This is a genomic window from Caballeronia choica (assembly GCF_001544535.1).
Taxonomy (GTDB): domain Bacteria; phylum Pseudomonadota; class Gammaproteobacteria; order Burkholderiales; family Burkholderiaceae; genus Caballeronia; species Caballeronia choica.
In genome coordinates this window covers 74,342-89,548 of sequence record NZ_FCON02000021.1, presented here as the reverse complement: position 1 = coordinate 89,548, position 15,207 = coordinate 74,342, and the positions used below count along the sequence as shown (strand labels likewise).

At 62.2% G+C, this 15,207-nt stretch carries 18 protein-coding genes and 1 pseudogene; 12 read left to right on the top strand and 7 right to left on the bottom strand.

The window, feature by feature from the left end:
* The first annotated feature begins 120 nt into the window (after positions 1-120).
* Positions 121-489 (top strand): BON domain-containing protein, encoded by a 369-nt coding sequence (locus AWB68_RS12555; RefSeq protein WP_087644672.1) that lies wholly within the window; start codon positions 121-123, stop codon positions 487-489.
* Between the two features lie 131 nt (positions 490-620).
* Here the strand turns inward: AWB68_RS12555 and AWB68_RS12550 are convergent, their stop codons facing one another.
* A complete protein-coding gene (locus tag AWB68_RS12550; RefSeq protein ID WP_087644671.1) occupies positions 621-1,298 on the bottom strand; it encodes a carbonic anhydrase in 678 nt (225 codons plus the stop codon).
* Positions 1,299-1,316: 18 nt separating this feature from the next.
* Positions 1,317-2,630, bottom strand: a complete 1,314-nt coding sequence (locus AWB68_RS12545) for a DUF2254 domain-containing protein (RefSeq protein WP_087644670.1) — start codon at positions 2,628-2,630, stop codon at positions 1,317-1,319.
* A 179-nt stretch (positions 2,631-2,809) separates the two neighbouring features.
* Between AWB68_RS12545 and AWB68_RS49360 the strand changes: the two genes are divergently transcribed.
* Positions 2,810-3,310: a hypothetical protein gene (locus AWB68_RS49360; protein ID WP_235028295.1), complete on the top strand. Its 501-nt coding sequence runs from the start codon at positions 2,810-2,812 to the stop codon at positions 3,308-3,310.
* 152 nt (positions 3,311-3,462) lie between these two features.
* Here the strand turns inward: AWB68_RS49360 and AWB68_RS51360 are convergent, their stop codons facing one another.
* Positions 3,463-3,573 carry an SAM domain-containing protein gene (locus tag AWB68_RS51360; protein WP_374729570.1) on the bottom strand — a complete coding sequence of 37 codons (111 nt, stop codon included), beginning with the start codon at positions 3,571-3,573 and terminating at the stop codon, positions 3,463-3,465.
* 48 nt (positions 3,574-3,621) lie between these two features.
* Positions 3,622-3,942 carry a hypothetical protein gene (locus tag AWB68_RS12530; protein ID WP_087644669.1) on the bottom strand — a complete coding sequence of 107 codons (321 nt, stop codon included), beginning with the start codon at positions 3,940-3,942 and terminating at the stop codon, positions 3,622-3,624.
* A gap of 423 nt (positions 3,943-4,365) precedes the next feature.
* Between AWB68_RS12530 and AWB68_RS12525 the strand changes: the two genes are divergently transcribed.
* Positions 4,366-5,982 (top strand): MFS transporter, encoded by a 1,617-nt coding sequence (locus AWB68_RS12525; RefSeq protein WP_087644668.1) that lies wholly within the window; start codon positions 4,366-4,368, stop codon positions 5,980-5,982.
* Between the two features lie 344 nt (positions 5,983-6,326).
* On the opposite strand, the gene AWB68_RS12520 is transcribed toward AWB68_RS12525, so the two are convergent.
* On the bottom strand, positions 6,327-6,746 hold the full coding sequence (locus AWB68_RS12520; RefSeq protein WP_087644667.1) for a RidA family protein: 420 nt from the start codon (positions 6,744-6,746) through the stop codon (positions 6,327-6,329).
* 41 nt (positions 6,747-6,787) lie between these two features.
* Positions 6,788-6,943 (bottom strand): annotated as a pseudogene (locus tag AWB68_RS49350) (4-hydroxyphenylpyruvate dioxygenase); the annotation flags it as partial.
* A gap of 429 nt (positions 6,944-7,372) precedes the next feature.
* Between AWB68_RS49350 and AWB68_RS12510 the strand changes: the two are divergent.
* Positions 7,373-8,590, top strand: a complete 1,218-nt coding sequence (locus tag AWB68_RS12510) for a PARP domain-containing protein (RefSeq protein ID WP_087644666.1) — start codon at positions 7,373-7,375, stop codon at positions 8,588-8,590.
* 19 nt (positions 8,591-8,609) lie between these two features.
* Here the strand turns inward: AWB68_RS12510 and AWB68_RS12505 are convergent, their stop codons facing one another.
* Positions 8,610-8,942, bottom strand: a complete 333-nt coding sequence (locus AWB68_RS12505; RefSeq protein WP_087644665.1) for a cupin domain-containing protein — start codon at positions 8,940-8,942, stop codon at positions 8,610-8,612.
* A gap of 311 nt (positions 8,943-9,253) precedes the next feature.
* Here AWB68_RS12505 and AWB68_RS12500 point away from each other — a divergent pair, with 311 nt between their 5' ends.
* From AWB68_RS12500 to AWB68_RS12470, 8 genes are all read left to right on the top strand, one after another.
* Complete coding sequence (locus AWB68_RS12500; protein WP_087644677.1) at positions 9,254-9,583, top strand: hypothetical protein; 330 nt, start codon at positions 9,254-9,256, stop codon at positions 9,581-9,583.
* Between the two features lie 70 nt (positions 9,584-9,653).
* The gene (locus AWB68_RS12495; protein WP_087644664.1) at positions 9,654-10,034 is read left to right on the top strand and encodes a hypothetical protein; all 381 of its coding nucleotides are present in this window, start codon (positions 9,654-9,656) and stop codon (positions 10,032-10,034) included.
* Positions 10,035-10,038: 4 nt separating this feature from the next.
* Positions 10,039-10,179 (top strand): hypothetical protein, encoded by a 141-nt coding sequence (locus AWB68_RS48850; RefSeq protein ID WP_200828682.1) that lies wholly within the window; start codon positions 10,039-10,041, stop codon positions 10,177-10,179.
* 36 nt (positions 10,180-10,215) lie between these two features.
* On the top strand, positions 10,216-11,610 hold the full coding sequence (locus AWB68_RS12490; RefSeq protein WP_087644663.1) for an APC family permease: 1,395 nt from the start codon (positions 10,216-10,218) through the stop codon (positions 11,608-11,610).
* A gap of 74 nt (positions 11,611-11,684) precedes the next feature.
* Positions 11,685-12,362 carry a hypothetical protein gene (locus tag AWB68_RS12485; protein ID WP_087644662.1) on the top strand — a complete coding sequence of 226 codons (678 nt, stop codon included), beginning with the start codon at positions 11,685-11,687 and terminating at the stop codon, positions 12,360-12,362.
* Positions 12,349-12,696 (top strand): hypothetical protein, encoded by a 348-nt coding sequence (locus AWB68_RS12480; protein WP_235028294.1) that lies wholly within the window; start codon positions 12,349-12,351, stop codon positions 12,694-12,696. The genes AWB68_RS12485 and AWB68_RS12480 overlap by 14 nt, the downstream gene beginning before the upstream one ends.
* 323 nt (positions 12,697-13,019) lie before the next feature.
* Positions 13,020-13,880: a formyltetrahydrofolate deformylase gene (gene purU / locus AWB68_RS12475; RefSeq protein ID WP_087644660.1), complete on the top strand. Its 861-nt coding sequence runs from the start codon at positions 13,020-13,022 to the stop codon at positions 13,878-13,880.
* A gap of 71 nt (positions 13,881-13,951) precedes the next feature.
* Complete coding sequence (locus AWB68_RS12470) at positions 13,952-15,193, top strand: FAD-dependent oxidoreductase (RefSeq protein ID WP_087644659.1); 1,242 nt, start codon at positions 13,952-13,954, stop codon at positions 15,191-15,193.
* Positions 15,194-15,207: the final 14 nt, after the last annotated feature.

Below are 15,207 nucleotides of genomic sequence, written 5' to 3'. Positions count from 1 at the left end.
AACCAGACGATCATCTATGGCACCCCCGTCGCACCGGGCAAGAACACCACGGCTGCGATGGTCGGCATCCGCCATACTTTCTGATTCTGCAATCCACACAACAAACGACCGGAGCATTCTATGAAAACATTCAGGCTGGCTGTCGGAGCCGCACTCGTTGCAACTTCCTTGACCGCGTGGTCCCAGACCAGCGAACCGGCCAGTGCGCCGGGCGCATCCGCGATGACGGCGTCCGGTTCAGCGGCCCCGGCCACGGGACGCAAGGCGAATCGCGCGCTGCGCCGGCAGGTTTATAACGCCATCGTGAAGCACAAGGAGATCAGCGCCGGCAATATCAGCGTCGTCGCAAAGGACGGCGCGGTGACGCTCAATGGCACGGTCACCGACGCTTCCCAGGTGGGCACGGTCGCGGAAATCGCGAAGGGCGTTCCCGGAGTGACTTCGGTCACCAACAAGCTGACCGTGGAAAAGCCATTTGGCGGCATGTAAGCTGCCGCTGTCGGCGTGGGAGTGCGGCGGGGGCCGATCAATGGATCAATGAGCCGGTCCCGCCGACCTCGACCGGCAGTGTCGACTTTGCCAAGTGGGATCACAATTGCGTAGAAGCGCTTCGTGCGTCTTCATCGCGCCCGCGCAGCGAGGCGCGCAATCATCCGATCAGCCATCGCCCGGTCGATGACTTCGAATGAACGGCTCGTGCGCTCATAGGCATACATGTCGCCAGTCGCGATGTCGAACCACCAGCCGCTCAACACCAGTGCGCCCGCAGTGACTTGCTGATGGACGATCGGATAGGTCATCAGATGCTCAAGCTGCACAAGTACGTTGAGTTGCGACAATTGATCGTGCGGTTTCAGCGTGCCATTGAGCGGACCTTCGTGTTCCAGACGAAATGCTGCGTTGTTCGCGTGGTACAGCCATTTATCGAGGTTCGGCGCTTTCAGCCTGGCGTTGCGTGTATACACGGCCTTCATCGCGCCGCACTCGGAATGCCCGCACACGACAATATTCGCGACCTTCAGCACCAGCACGGCGTACTCGATCGCGCTTGCCTCGGAAAGGTCGCCGGTAGAGACCCCTTCCGCCGTCGCCGGTGGAATCAGGTTACCGACGTTGCGCATCGTGAACAGATCGCCCGGATGGGTCGAAGCAAGCAGGTCCGGCACGACCCGGCTGTCCGAGCACGTGATGAAGAGCGCATCAGGCGTCTGCGCGAGCGCGAGTTTGCTGAACTGCTGCGCGTATTGCGGCAGCATTTTCTCGCGGAATTCAACAATACCCATGATGAGTTTGCGCATGGCTTGCCTCCGTAAGGGCTAGTCGTTTGCGGTCGAGCCTGCCGAACCTCCAAGCCCTTGCGAGTCGGGGATACGGGCCAACGCCAGGTCCTCCGGAAACGGATGCTTCGCGACGATCGCGCGATCGAGCAGTGCCAACTCGACCCGCAATGCGTCATGACGATGTTCCGGCAGTGTCTGGACGAGATTCTCTATTGCCGCCCGCATCCGCCGCGCGATTTGAATGCTGCTCGCGCCGTACTGGCGTATCTCGCGAAAGCTGATATGCACGAAATCTGCCCAATTGGGCGTTCGCAAGATCACGCGCACGCGCCCCGAGCTATCCACAATCTCCTCGATATGCAGAGACCGTTTGCCCACCACCCGCAATAGCCGGTGCACCTGGTCGATCGCAAGCACGGCCGTGGTCGGATCGTTGATCGCCGCCGACAGCGCTTTCAGCGCGATATCGACCAGGATGCGAAACGCGAACATCGGGTCCTGCTCCATCGTGCGTTCCGAGCCGAAAGCGACCAGCGAGCGGAGCCTGCGCTCATCGATTGCGCCAGCGTTTCCGTACAAATAGAACAAGGGCTCGTCCACCGCGACGAAATCACCGACCTGCGGCACGAATTCGATAACAGTGTCAGTGCGCCGCGCCTTGGCCACCAGCCTTTCCAGATTCACGGCCAGAACGATGCCCGATCTGCCGCTGTGACGCACGATGCGATCAGGTACGCCTCGCTCATTGCCACGTTCCGGTGAGGTATACGCACCTCGGGTCGGAGCGGGATAAACGCTCTGTATGACCGCCATCCCGTGCTTCCCGACGCGTGCGACGAGGCTTACGGGACGCAGAGATTTCGCGGCGTAGTCAATCAGGAAGAGAAACGCGACGACGGAGGCGAAGCCGAATAGCGCTGCAAGGAACACTTGAAGCTGGTGTACTTCATTCTCACCCATCCAGCTCAGCGTTCTATTGGCGAACAGCATGGTGAAGACGAACAATCCCGAGACGCCACGGATGATGTTATCGCGCAGCAGTGTCGTCGCGATGATCCGCGGGGTGTACTGCCCGCCAGCGACCTGGATTGCGACGAGCAGCGAACCGAACGTGAACACCAGAAACGCCAGGTCCGCGGAAATGATGTCACCGAGCAACGACCGCGCCCCCGCCATGGGCAGCCCAAGAAAACCGGTTTTCGGATCAAGGATGCCTTGCCTGATCATCCACCTTCCCAGCATTTCCGTCAGAGGTTTTACCACGGCATAGATCGCGACTGCGATGAGCGGCACAGCCCACAGCGAAGATTTCAGGTAGCTCTTCAAGCTGTACCAGCGATTCCAGTCCATGTCTGCTCTCTCCCTACGATTCATATTGCAGTGGAGACCAAGGTCTTAGCGGTCCGCCCGGCGGCATGCAGAGGGGACATCCCGGCCGGGCGCGCGCACGCACGGCCGCGCTTGCCTCATGATCGCTTTGTGCCGCCGTCGGCTCGATGTTTCGTCGATGTTCCGGCCCGCGCTCATCGTTGACACCGGAAACGCCGCGCCATCGTCACGACGCTTACTATCGTTGTAGGCGTTGGGCCGCCGGAACGAAAGCATCCTGTGATCGTCCTGACCATCGTTGCCGTAGTGGGACGCGTGTTCTGGGCAGGAACAACGGGACGATCCTGCATCATGAAGTCCTCAGGCAGCAGTCGAACCCGACTAATCCGATCTTCAATGCATGGATGAGCGCCTGTCACTCCGTTTTCGGCGTGGGCAGGGATGCATCGTATGCGCTGTTCGATCATACGGTGCGGACGCGGGCGGCCATGTTGGGATTGAACGAGGTGTTCCATGGAGCCGCGATCGTCATGATCCTCATCATTCCGCTGGTCTGGATCACGAAGGCAAGCAAGGCCGGCGGCGCGAGCGATGCGGCCGCGTGCGCGCACTGGGGGTCATGGCGGTTTGGTTTCGGTTTGGTTTCTTTTACGCAAGCGACAGCGCTTCTTATCCCGTCGGCGGTCGCGTGGGGAGTCTGAGGTGATTGGTTGCCGTGGGCGTTGTCGGCGAAGAGGTTTGCATTGTCATACGTTGCCAACGCACGATGGCTTGCTGAGGTTACGGTATCACTGACGGCGGCATGTCGAGGCTCGGTTTGAGCCCGCAGCTTAGCCGATGCATCAAGCAGTTTTCAGCGATGACCCGCCGAAGTGATACCGAGTTCCTTCAGGTCGTCCGCAGTGAGATTGCGCGGTACGTCGGCATGGCGTTTTCGCGAAACACGAGTTTCGCCCCATGCGATTGAACCGCGCGTATTCGCTTCGCGCCTGGTAGTTATCTTTAACCGCTGTTATTGGCCGGCGGCCGGCGACACTACGCTCGGGGTCGCCAGCGTGTTGTTGCTCTTCGGAGCGCTGTTGCCAGAGGTCGAGTTGCTGTTCGTGCTATTCGGCAGGCCCGAGTTCGGCGACCGGGCGCCCATGCCGCTGTCCGAGTTGGTGGCGCTTGGCGAGCCGTAGCCGCCCGTTGCACCGTTCACCTGGTTCGCCGGGCTAGCCGTGCTGCCTGACGAACTGCCGCCGTTTGAACCTCCGGCCGCCTGTGCATAAACGCCGCTCGACAGGGTGAGTGCGGCGAAGGCCGCGATTAATGTGCTGGTTGCCTTGCGCATGATCCGTCCCTCCTTGATTGGACTGGAAATTTGGAACGCAGACGGTCGCCGTCTGCTTGACCATAGGTGCAGCAATCACCGTGCCGCGGGTTCTTGTCCGTGCCGAAACGATGTGCATCGCAGCGCCAGTACATCTACGCAAGGGAACTCTTTGCGCCGAAGACGAAGATTCTCCCTTTCAGCGGGGCGCAAAGATACAGACAGCCACGACGCTTCAGCCTCGGGCAGTCGCCTCAAGCAATTTTTGGAAGCGTTCGGGCCCGGTCGCGCCGTCGATTTCCGACACCGGTCTGTCACATTCAGATCTTCCGGAGACATGCGGGAGCACTCGGTCGCTGCTGACGTCAGCAGCGACCCGGCCGCGACTGCGGTCCCACGCTCCAGTTGCTATGCTAGTCACCATCGATCAGCACGGGAGCGAGCTTGGTCAACCCGGATGTTCTCGATAGCGACCCAGAGTCCGCGCATATCGTCGCTGCGCAAGCGAGCCCGTGCGACGAGCTCATCATCCGCACGCAGCCCACCGCAGTCGACCGCCCGTGCCGGCGCAAGCGCCTTGCGCTCGCCGCGACGATCCTCGGCTCGAGCATGGCGTTTATTGACGGCTCTGTCGTCAATGTCGCGCTGCCCGCCATTCAGAGCGAACTCCGCGCGAGCGTCGCGGCGATGCAGTGGATCGTCAACGGCTATCTGCTCTTTCTCGGGTCCCTCGTGCTGGTGGGCGGATCGATGGGCGACAAGCTCGGCCGCCGCACGGTGTTCATCGCGGGGATCGGGGTCTTCACGCTGGCGTCGGCCGCTTGCGGGCTTGCGCCGAACGCGGGTTCACTGATCGCCGGGCGCGCGGTGCAGGGCATTGGCGGCGCGCTCTTCGTACCCAGCAGTCTCGCGATCATCGGCGCCGTATTCGACGGGGAAGAGCGCGGACGGGCAATCGGCACCTGGGCGGGCGTCGGTGCGATCACGTCGGCGCTGGGGCCGGTGGCGGGCGGCTTGCTCGTCGACGCGTGGTCCTGGCGCGCGATCTTCTTCCTCAACGTCCCGCTTGCAGCGGTGACGATTGCGCTCGCGATTTCGTCGGTGCCGAACAGCCACAAGCTCGACGCGCCTCAACAGTTGGACTGGCCCGGCGCGCTGAGTGCGGCAGCGGGGCTCGCCGCCCTTACCTATGGCCTGACCCAGGCGTCGGCGCGTGGCTTCGCGCATCCGCTCGTACTGTGCGCGATCGGCGCCGGCGTGCTCGTGCTGGCCGCATTCGTGATGATCGAAGCGAACAGCCGTGACCCGATGATGCCGCTCGACATGTTCCGCTCGCGCGATTTCACCGGCGCCAACCTCGTCACGCTGCTGCTCTACTTCGGTCTGGGCGGCGTATTCTTTTTCCTGCCGTTCACGCTGATCCGCGCACTTGGCTACACCGCAACCGAAGCGGGCGCGGCGCTGCTGCCGGTGCCGGTCATCATCGGCTTGTTGTCGCGCTTCACCGGCGGCCTGACGAGCCGCTTCGGTTCGCGGGTCCTGTTGAGCGCTGGCCCGGGCGTCGCCGGCATCGGGTTCGTGATGCTCGCGCTGCCGTTCGTGCGCGGCAGCTATTGGGCCGGATTCCTCCCCGCGCTCGCCGTGCTCGGGCTCGGCATGACCATCACGGTCGCGCCACTCACGACGACCGTGATGGGCTCGGTGCCGGTCGAGCGCACAGGTGTCGCTTCCGGCATCAACAACGCGGTTGCTCGCGTGGCGAGCCTGCTGGCGATTGCGGTTCTCGGTATCGTGTTCGTGTGGTCGCACCAGGCGGCGCTGTCGGCGCGGCTCGACGAACTGCACGTTCCACAGGGCGCGCGCCCGAGCGGGCAGTTGCTGGAGCCGGACGCGCAAGCCGGCGCGGCAGCCGGCGATGCCCATACGCCGCCCCGGACGCCCGTGGCGCTGGCGGAAGCCGAGGCCATCGCTGACGCGCTGCGCGCCGTCGCACTGGTGTCGGCCGCGTGCGCGTTCGCAGGAGCGGGTCTCGCCGCGGCGACCATCCAGCCCCGCAAGTGATGTGCATCGCGTCGCCGGATGCGTCTGCTTGCGGCGTCCATACTTCTTCGATCTTCGCTGAAACGTGTCGCCTTCAGGCAGGCAGCGTTTATGCGCGGCGCACTCGGCAGTCGGCCGGCGTGCCCAGTGCTTACGCACGTTCTATCAGCGGCATGCGCTGCGAAGTGAAAACGGCAAGGAAGCGTCGTTCGACCGTATCCGCGCCCGGACATTCGCGCGTCTGCTCCGCCTGAGCACGCAGCCGTTCGGCAGGCCGGCGATACGCCGCGAATCGGGGCAATGAGAGCCGACGCCATCGCGGGAGCTGCGGTCGTATCGACGACCGGCGCACTTTTCTCGCTCGCTCACACGCTGCGTGTCGCGGCAACCGCCTTGATTTCGACGAAGAGGGTCGGCCGGGCCAACGCCGCCACCCCGAGAATAGTCCATGCAGGAGCGTTCTCCTTGATGTAGCGGTCCTTGATTTCTCGAAACGCTGCAAGCTGCTTATCAATATCGACGTGATAGCTGACGAGTTCGACGAGATCATCGAAGCCCAGCCCGGCTGCTTGCAGGATCGCGCCAAGCCGCTGAAACGCGAAATCGATCTGTTCTTCGACGCTTGCGGGAACGGTCCCGTCTGCCCGAATCCCGATCTGGCCCGCGACGAACAGCAGACCACCTGCCGCAACCGCGGGTGCGTAATTGAACGTCTTGAACACGTCGGTGTTGCCGAGAAGGGGATGCGGATTCGAAAGGGCAATGGTGGTCTTGGAAGGTCGCATGATGAGTTCCTTGGATACGAACAGGAATATGGGTTGACCTGCGAGGCGTCGAGCGATTCGCGACGAGCCTGGTCCCGCTCCCGGGAATCGAAGAGCGCCCTGAAATTGCCCTCGCCGAAGCCGTTCTCGCCGCGTCGCTCGATAATCTCGAAGAAGATTGGACCGATCGGGTGTCGCGTGAACCGCCGCAGCAAGATCGATCGGGATTCTCCCCGCAGCATTGAGATACTGCCTGATCGCGGCGATGCCAGCTATGCGGTCAGCGATGGCGGGTTGGTCCGGCTGCATGCGCCTGACGTACATCTCGGTGATCCCGACCGGAAGATAAAGCCGAACGTAACGCTTAAAACCGAAATTTGCTGCGCGCGGAACGGCATTCGCTCCTTCGCGCGAAGCAGTTCAACTCGGTCAAGCGCCACGGGCGTCAGCAACCGTGAACGAGACAGGCCGCAGTATTTCACCGGCGGAAACAGTGCCTGAAGGGCTGGATGCGCGCGCTGCGCGGCCACGAAAAAAGTGCAGTCTTGCCGTTTGATCTTACGAAATTGCCTTCCTATACTTTTAGCGGTTCCTTCAGGGGCGATCGAAGCCTGAGGGCGTCCTGGAGACCTTGAAGGGGTGCAGCCATGCCAAAGCCAGACTACTGGCCGAAGGACAAAGCCTTCCGGCCAATCCAGATGTTTCTCTCCCACCGGATCTCAGCGACGCTCAAGACCGAGGATGCCGCCCGCTACAACTCGCTCATGGAGCTGGAGGGCGTCAAGCAGACCATGGACGCCTCCATCGAGAAGCTGGCGAGCGCGACCCAAAAGACCGCCACCGTGGTCGCCGATGAACTCGAAAAGCAGCAGATCACGGGAGGCGACGTCGACTACACCGTCGCCGAACTGCCAAGCTCCAGCACGCAGTTTGCGCTCATCGCAGCGGAGGTGCGCGGAGGTCCCGGCCATGTCGCGGGCTACAAGCAGGACAAGGCGGTGCCGGCCCGTTGGCTGAAGGGCACACCCCGTGCCGAGGGCGCCACGGGTACGAAGCAGTTCTGGGAACTGATGGGCAAGAACCGCCTCGAGGTCAGGCCGGGGGAATGGGACATTCTCACCGTGCTCGTGTGCAAGAACGACGCGCGCTGGCAGAAGTTCGAGGATTGCCGCGCCAACTTCCGCAACATCACGCATCTCGGCGCCCAGGAATCCGTCGACAGCTTCAAGAACAAGTGGGCCATCTCCAACGCGAACGCGGGCGTCTTCCCGGTCATCGACCCGGCCATCGGCGAATGCTGGCTCTGGAGCGGCCAGGCCATGGACATCCAGCACGGCATCATGTCCCGCGGATTTCAGCGCGTGCATTGTGAAAGCAACAACACGACCGGCTACGGCGCGCTCGGGCGCGGCAACTACTTCACCGACAAGTTCTCGAAGGCCCTGCTCTATGCGATGAACCTGCGGAACCTGTATTACGGAGTGGCCAAAGGAGACGACATCCGGGTACTGATGCTTTCACGGGTATTGCTCGGCCGCTGGCGCTCGCTGGAAGGCGCCGGCAAGGCCGAACTCAAGGCGCAGCGGTACGCTCACAACGTCGAGCTCACCGGCTCGGCGCAGCAGCACAAGCGCGATACGAGCAAGGGCTACGCGAAGAGCGTCGAGGACTATCGCGACGCCAAGCTCGCCCGTGCGCCGATGGCAAAAGGCTTCAAGACCGCTTACCAGATCACGGGCGGCGACGTCGACGCCAACATCGGCTACGAGTCGGTGCAGATGGCGCACAAGGGCAGCAACGAATTTCTGGTGGCGATGGGCAAGCAGATGTATCCGGAGTTCATGGTCTTCGTGAAGAAAGGCTGAAGTCCGCGGCCTGGATGATTCAGCGTTCGTGATAGATCGCAAGCCAGACGGTTGGCTCGTTGGCATGCGTCCACGCGACGCGATGCCGGCAATGCGGCTCGATCAGCACATGGTCGCCGGGACGCATCTCGTGCAGCGTCGAGTCCTCTTCGAATTCGAGCGCGGCTGCGCCCGACAGCAGTACAACCCATTCGGCGCGCGAGTCGTCGTACCAGAACCCTTCGGGACTCGCGTGTCCCATCGACACGATCCGCTCCACGTTCAGGCGCTGCCCGGTGATGAGCATATCGACCCGCTCTTCGCCGCCGCGCTTCGCTTCGAAGCTGAACAGATTACCCGTTTGAAGTTGCATGGCTCGACCTCGCGTCAACTTTCAAGTTCCTCGTCGGGAAGCATCGCGCGGCTCAGTGGCTGCGTCAAGCTAAACGCGGGTGGTCTACGCATACGGGCTTTCCGTGCTGCATCAATGAACGTCGCGGAACACGGAAGCTCATCTACCCACAAAAACCGTATTGACAATCGGACGCCTGAACTTAATATTGTCGGGAAACTTTGTTTATGGAAGGGAATCCCGCAAAGTCGTCCTGAAATACGGTATCCGCCTGCTTGCCTGACTTGTCCAAACTGCCGGCATCGTCCGGCACGATCGAGGAGATTGTCGAGATGGAACACGCAATGCGAAGACGCATCGAAGCAATGTTCGTCCGGGACCGCCGCATGGCGCGCATCGCCCTGCTGCTGCTCTGGGTCACGCTGGGTTACGTGTATATCGCGGTCACGGCCTACACCTCCGATCCGGCGGTGCGTATCGCGCTTTCGATCGGTGTCGGGGCGGTGCTCGTTTTCAATACCGCGTCGATCTTCGCGATGGTGCGGCACTACAAGGACGACAAGGATCACATCTACGGCCTGGACATTCGCCATCTCGACGAGAACCGCGCGCGCAAGGCCGAACCTGCCGACATGAAGGACGAGGCGCTCGCACGGCCCTGAAACATCCTGAATCATCCCCGAAGCATCCCCGCGGCATCAACTGAAGCGCCAACTGAAGAGGAAACTCGACATGGCAGCCGAATATGTTCCCCCTGTGCAGAAAGGCTTCGGCCAGTTGGTCGACAGTATCTTCCTGCTCGTGCTGGTGTACTGCAGCCTGCTCGCGCCGCTTCTCCTGAAGGCGCCGGAGAAGCCGGTCCAGGCCGATGCGGCGAGGACGCAGGTTTCCTGGCGCGAGCTCGGCCAGAATCCAGCGATGGAAGCGCAATGGCGCAAGCTCGGCTACGACAGCGAGCAGGCCAGGCCCATTGTCACCAGCAAGTTCAACTATGAGATCGAGCCGGTTTCACTGACCGTGACCGCACTCGTCATCGTGGGCTATTTCGTCTTTGTCCTCCGCGTGTCCGACCGGCAATACCGCCAGGTGATCGCCGAGAAATTCAAGGAGTAGATCGATGAACTTCTGGCAATTGCTGAGTCATGCCGCCTGGGCCGTGTCGATCATGCTCTTCCTGTGGATCCTGATCGACGCGCTCAAGGTTCGCCGTCAATACGACGACGACTTTCTGATGAGTTCGACGGAAGGGAAGGAATAGCCGCGTCCGCCAGTTCAACCCATTCAGGAGCAGTTCATGAGTGATGCAGCGGTGGCAGGACAGAAAGGCGAGCGAATCGCGTTGTTGAAGGTGCTGGGGCCGATTCACGTATGGGCGCTCGGCGTCGGCATCGTCCTCGTCGGCGAATTCATGGGGTGGAATTTCTCTGTTGCGAAAGGCGGCGCGTATGGTTCGCTGATCGCCTGCTGGATCATCGGCCTGCTGTACACGTGCGTGGCCATGATCGACTCCGAAGTGACCTCGACGGTCGCCGCAGCAGGTGGCCAGTACACGCAGGCGAAGCACATCATCGGGCCGCTGATGGCGTTCAACGTGGGCCTGTATCTCGTCATGGCGTACACGATGCTCGAGGCGGCGGATGCACTCGTGGTGGGCGACCTGATCAAGGCCGTCGCCGCCGATTCGGGATACCCGGGGCTCGACTCGCGGCCGTTTGCGCTCGTCACCATCGCGTTTCTGGCGTGGCTCAACTATCGCGGCGTCTTTGTCACGCTGACGGTCAATTTCGTGATTACGTCGATCGCATTCGTCGCGATCGTCGTGCTGTTTCTGGGCGTGCAGCCTTGGCACCCGGGGCAGACGCTCCTGCATCGCGAGTTGCTGACCTCGCTGCCGTATGGATGGCTCGGCGTGGTGGCGGCACTGCAGTTCGGCATGTGGTACTACCTGGGCATCGAAGGCACTTGCCAGGCAGCGGAAGAAGTCCGCTCGGCGGGACGCTCGATTCCGCTTGGCACGATGTGCGGCATGATCACGCTGCTGATCGCGGCGGCGATGACCTGGTACATCGCCACCGGCCTGATGCCGTGGGAGTATCTGGGCCAGGCAGTGACGCCGCTCTACGATGCCGCGCGCCTGACCGGAAGCAAGGGCTTGCAGACGCTGCTCTTCGTCGGCACGCTGTTCTCGGCGGTCGCATCGGCCAACGGCTGTATCAACGACGCCTCCCGCGCCTGGTTTTCGATGTCGCGCGACCGCTACATGCCGATGTGGTTCGGCGCCGTGCATCCGCGATACCGCACGCCGTATCGCTCCATCATCTTCCTCGTGCCGATCGCGATCTCATTCGCCTTCACCGGGTTGCTGGACCAGGTGATCACGTTCTCCATCCTGTCCGGCCTGCTCGGCTACACGTTCATGTCGATCAACATCGTCAAGTTCCGCCGGAAATGGCCGCTCGGCAGCATCAACCGCGGCTACATCCATCCGTTTCATCCGATCCCGGCGCTGGTGCTGCTGACGTTATGCATCGCGACTTACTTTGCGACCTATCTTGGCTACGGCACGTCGCTGCTGTCGATCATGGCGTTCTACATCATCGCCTCCATCTGGTTCACGCTGCACCGGTACAAGTATGTCAAGCGAGGCGATCAGTTCACGATGGACTGGCCGCGCCCGAAAAACTACTGACATCGTGCGGCGCCCCTCTCGAAAGGTGGCAGGGGTTATCCATAGCGAGCGTCGCGGCAACGGAGCGTCACACCATGCATCTCGCTGGCATCGCATTGGCGGCGCTGTTCGCCGTGACGCTCGGTCTCGTGTATCGCCACGACCGGAGCGTGATGAAGGCGCAGCGCCTGAAGCTGTTCGAAGCCTGTCTCGCACTGTTCGACCACCATCGGCTGACACAGGATGCCGTGGATTTTCCCGTGCTCACGGGTTGCTACGGCGGCTATGACGTGCGTGTCGAACCGGTTGTCGATCAGGTTGTCTTTCGCAAGATTCCTTCGCTGTGGCTGCTTGTCACGGTCAGGCGCGAACTGCCGATGGACGGCACGTTCGATCTGCTCGCGCGGACTCAGAATGTCGAGTTCTATTCGCCGGCGAGCAGCCTGCCCATGCGTGTCGCTATCCCGGACGCGTGGCCCCGGCATACGTCGATCAAGGCCGACCGGCCCGCCGCCGAACTTCCGCTCGGGCTACTCGATCCTCATGTCCGCACGATCTTCGACGATCCGCGCTCGAAGGAACTGCTGGTCACGCGGCACGGCGTGAGAATCGTCTATCAGGCGCATAGCGCGGATCGCAGCGAGTATCTGGTGCTGCGCTCCGCCGCGTTTCGCGAAGCGCATGTGCCAGCCGCGCTGCTCAAGTCGATACTCGATCAGGCCGTGGCGGTGTGCGCCGATCTCGCGAGCGGAGGCACTCATGCGCAGGCGTAAATCGATGCCGCCCTCCGCGCGCGACAAGCGACCGAGCACGCCCACGCCGCGCGCTCGACGGCCGCTGCATCCCTATCTCGTGCTGGCGGCCGCCGTGCTCCTGCCGGGCGCGGGACAAGTGCTCAACGGGACGCCCGCTCGTGCACTGACGATGGTGTTCTTCATGCTCTCGCTCGGGTTCGTGACGATGGAGCTCGCCGCTCCGGGACGCTCGTTCGTTGGCCGGCACGCGGGCGGCATCTTCATCTATGCGATAGCCGCGCTCGACGCCTACATGATCGCGCGCTATCGCTGGGCGTCGTTCAGACATCGCCTGCAGGCGCAAGCGGCCTAGCCGACTCGCGCCGCTCGCCACCGTTCCCGACACACACACAGTACGCCCTGGCCGTGCCGCATCGGCACCGGCCTGGGCGCGGCTTTCTCCAGCGACACGAAGTCTTGCCCGACGCGGTTCCTTGCCGCGTCCCTGTCCAGCCCAACTCAACCGTCGCGGGTCCCGCAGCTTCCCCCATGTGAGCGCTTTTTCCGATGCCATACCCATGAATGGGTACTCACAAGGTGTTTCCTGACAGGAAAAAGAGTTTATCCACATTGACAGTCGATTTTCGCGTAGTTACCTTGCATCAACACCTCACCAAAGAGAAAGCCGAGAGCCCCATGTCCGCAACTCGCCGCTTTACGTTGACCCTGTCGTGCCCGGACCGCATTGGCATCGTGGCCACTGTAAGCACGTTCCTTGCCGAGCATCACGGCTGGATCATCGAAGCCTCACACCATGCCGACGAAATCGAAAAGCGCTTCTTCATGCGCCACGAGATCGCGACCGATTCGCTGTCGATCAGCATCGACCAGTTCCGCGATCGCTTCGAGCGCATCGCCCGTGACTTCCAGATGTCGTGGAAGGTCGCCGATCACTCGGTGAAAAAGCGCGTCGTGATCCTGGTGTCGAAGCTCGAACACTGTCTTTACGATTTGCTGGCGCGCTGGAAGGCCGGCGAACTCGACATCGACATTCCGTGCGTGATCTCGAACCACGACACGTGGCGCAGTTTCGTGGAATGGCACGGCATCCCGTTTCATCACGTGCCGGTCACGCCGGATAACAAGGAAGCGGCCTACGACGAAGTGCAGCGGCTCTTCGAAGACGCGCGCGCCGACACGATGGTGCTTGCGCGCTACATGCAGGTGCTGTCGCCGAAATTGTGCCGCGCGTACCCGGGCCGCATCATCAATATCCACCATTCGTTCCTGCCGAGCTTCGTCGGTGCGAAGCCGTATCACCAGGCCTATACGCGCGGCGTGAAGCTGACGGGCGCGACCTGCCATTACGTGACGGAAGACCTCGACGAAGGTCCGATCATCGAACAGGACACGATCCGGGTGCGCCATTCCGATCGTCCGGACGATCTCGTGCGCCTCGGCCGCGACATCGAGAAGGCCGTATTGGCACGGGGGTTGCGCTATCACCTCGAAGACCGCGTGTTGATACACGGCAACAAGACAGTGGTACTGCGTTAGCCCAGCGAATCGTCCCCCCAGTCGGAATCCACAAAAGCCCCACGCCGCAGGGGCTGCACAAGGAGAGAGTTATGCCATGGCGTCTTGCGCGTTTCGCGATGTCGAAGAAGCATCCCGAGCCGAGGATGTTCACGCAGCATGACAGTCTGCGTCGTTCCTATGACGTTGTGATTATCGGGGCTGGCGGTCATGGACTCGCATCCGCCTACTATCTCGCCCGCGAGCACGGCATCACCAACGTCGCGGTTCTGGAGAAGGGCTATATCGGCGGCGGCAACACGGGACGCAACACGACCATCATCCGCTCGAACTATCTGACGCCCGAAGGCGTGCAGTTCTACGATGCGTCGGTGAAGCTGTGGCAGGACCTGTCGGAAGACTTCGACCTGAACCTCTTCTACTCGACGCGCGGCCACTACACGCTCGCCCACACCGACTCCGCGATGCGCACGATGCGCTGGCGCGCCGAGGTGAACAAGCACTACGGGGTGGATTCGGAAGTGGTCGGCCCGAAGGAAGTGAAGGCCTCCGCGCCGATGATGGATCTCTCGTGCGGTGGTGTCGCGCCGATCCTCGGCGCGCTGTATCACGCACCCGGCTCGGTTGCCCGCCACGACGCGGTGGCGTGGGGCTACGGACGTGGCGCGGATCAGCGTGGCGTCGAGATACACCAGCAGACGGAAGTGCTCGGCATCGACGTGGCCGGGGGCAAGGTCAGGGGCGTGAACACGTCGCGAGGCTATATCTCGACCAACAAGGTGCTGTGCGCGGTCGCCGGTTCGACTCCGCGCATCACGGACATGGTGGACGTGCGCACGCCGATCTACATCCATCCGCTGCAGGCGATGGTGAGCGAGCCGCTCAAGCCGTGGCTCGACCCGATTCTCGTCTCCGGCAGCCTGCACGTGTACATCAGCCAGTCGGCTCGGGGCGAGCTGGTGATGGGCGCCTCGCTCGATCCGTACGAACTGCATTCGACGCGCTCGACGCTCGATTTCGTCGAGGGACTGACGGCGCACATGCTCGAGATGTTCCCGTTCCTCTCGCAAGTGAAGGTGATGCGTCAATGGGCCGGCATGGCCGACATGACGCCCGACTTCGCCCCGATCATGGGCAAGACGCAGGTCGAAGGCTTCTATCTGGATTCCGGCTGGGGAACCTGGGGCTTCAAGGCCACGCCGATTTGCGGCAAGACGATGTCGCACACGGTCGTGAACGACACGAACCATCCGCTCATCACGGGCTTCACGCTCGATCGCTTCCGTGAGTTCTCGCTGACCGGCGAGAAGGGCGCGGCGTCGGTCGGCCACTGATCGAGGAGACAGGC

What these genes read in the sequence shown, in the direction of transcription:
- AWB68_RS12555 (WP_087644672.1), top strand. Translation starts at nt 121, where the DNA reads ATGAAAACATTCAGGCTGGCTGTCGGAGCCGCACTCGTTGCAACTTCC.
- AWB68_RS12550 (WP_087644671.1), bottom strand. Translation starts at nt 1,298, where the DNA reads ATGCGCAAACTCATCATGGGTATTGTTGAATTCCGCGAGAAAATGCTG.
- AWB68_RS12545 (WP_087644670.1), bottom strand. Translation starts at nt 2,630, where the DNA reads ATGGACTGGAATCGCTGGTACAGCTTGAAGAGCTACCTGAAATCTTCG.
- AWB68_RS12530 (WP_087644669.1), bottom strand. Translation starts at nt 3,942, where the DNA reads ATGCGCAAGGCAACCAGCACATTAATCGCGGCCTTCGCCGCACTCACC.
- AWB68_RS12520 (WP_087644667.1), bottom strand. Translation starts at nt 6,746, where the DNA reads ATGCGACCTTCCAAGACCACCATTGCCCTTTCGAATCCGCATCCCCTT.
- AWB68_RS12510 (WP_087644666.1), top strand. Translation starts at nt 7,373, where the DNA reads ATGCCAAAGCCAGACTACTGGCCGAAGGACAAAGCCTTCCGGCCAATC.
- AWB68_RS12505 (WP_087644665.1), bottom strand. Translation starts at nt 8,942, where the DNA reads ATGCAACTTCAAACGGGTAATCTGTTCAGCTTCGAAGCGAAGCGCGGC.
- AWB68_RS12500 (WP_087644677.1), top strand. Translation starts at nt 9,254, where the DNA reads ATGGAACACGCAATGCGAAGACGCATCGAAGCAATGTTCGTCCGGGAC.
- AWB68_RS12495 (WP_087644664.1), top strand. Translation starts at nt 9,654, where the DNA reads ATGGCAGCCGAATATGTTCCCCCTGTGCAGAAAGGCTTCGGCCAGTTG.
- AWB68_RS48850 (WP_200828682.1), top strand. Translation starts at nt 10,039, where the DNA reads ATGAACTTCTGGCAATTGCTGAGTCATGCCGCCTGGGCCGTGTCGATC.
- AWB68_RS12490 (WP_087644663.1), top strand. Translation starts at nt 10,216, where the DNA reads ATGAGTGATGCAGCGGTGGCAGGACAGAAAGGCGAGCGAATCGCGTTG.
- AWB68_RS12485 (WP_087644662.1), top strand. Translation starts at nt 11,685, where the DNA reads ATGCATCTCGCTGGCATCGCATTGGCGGCGCTGTTCGCCGTGACGCTC.
- AWB68_RS12480 (WP_235028294.1), top strand. Translation starts at nt 12,349, where the DNA reads ATGCGCAGGCGTAAATCGATGCCGCCCTCCGCGCGCGACAAGCGACCG.
- purU (WP_087644660.1), top strand. Translation starts at nt 13,020, where the DNA reads ATGTCCGCAACTCGCCGCTTTACGTTGACCCTGTCGTGCCCGGACCGC.
- AWB68_RS12470 (WP_087644659.1), top strand. Translation starts at nt 13,952, where the DNA reads ATGCCATGGCGTCTTGCGCGTTTCGCGATGTCGAAGAAGCATCCCGAG.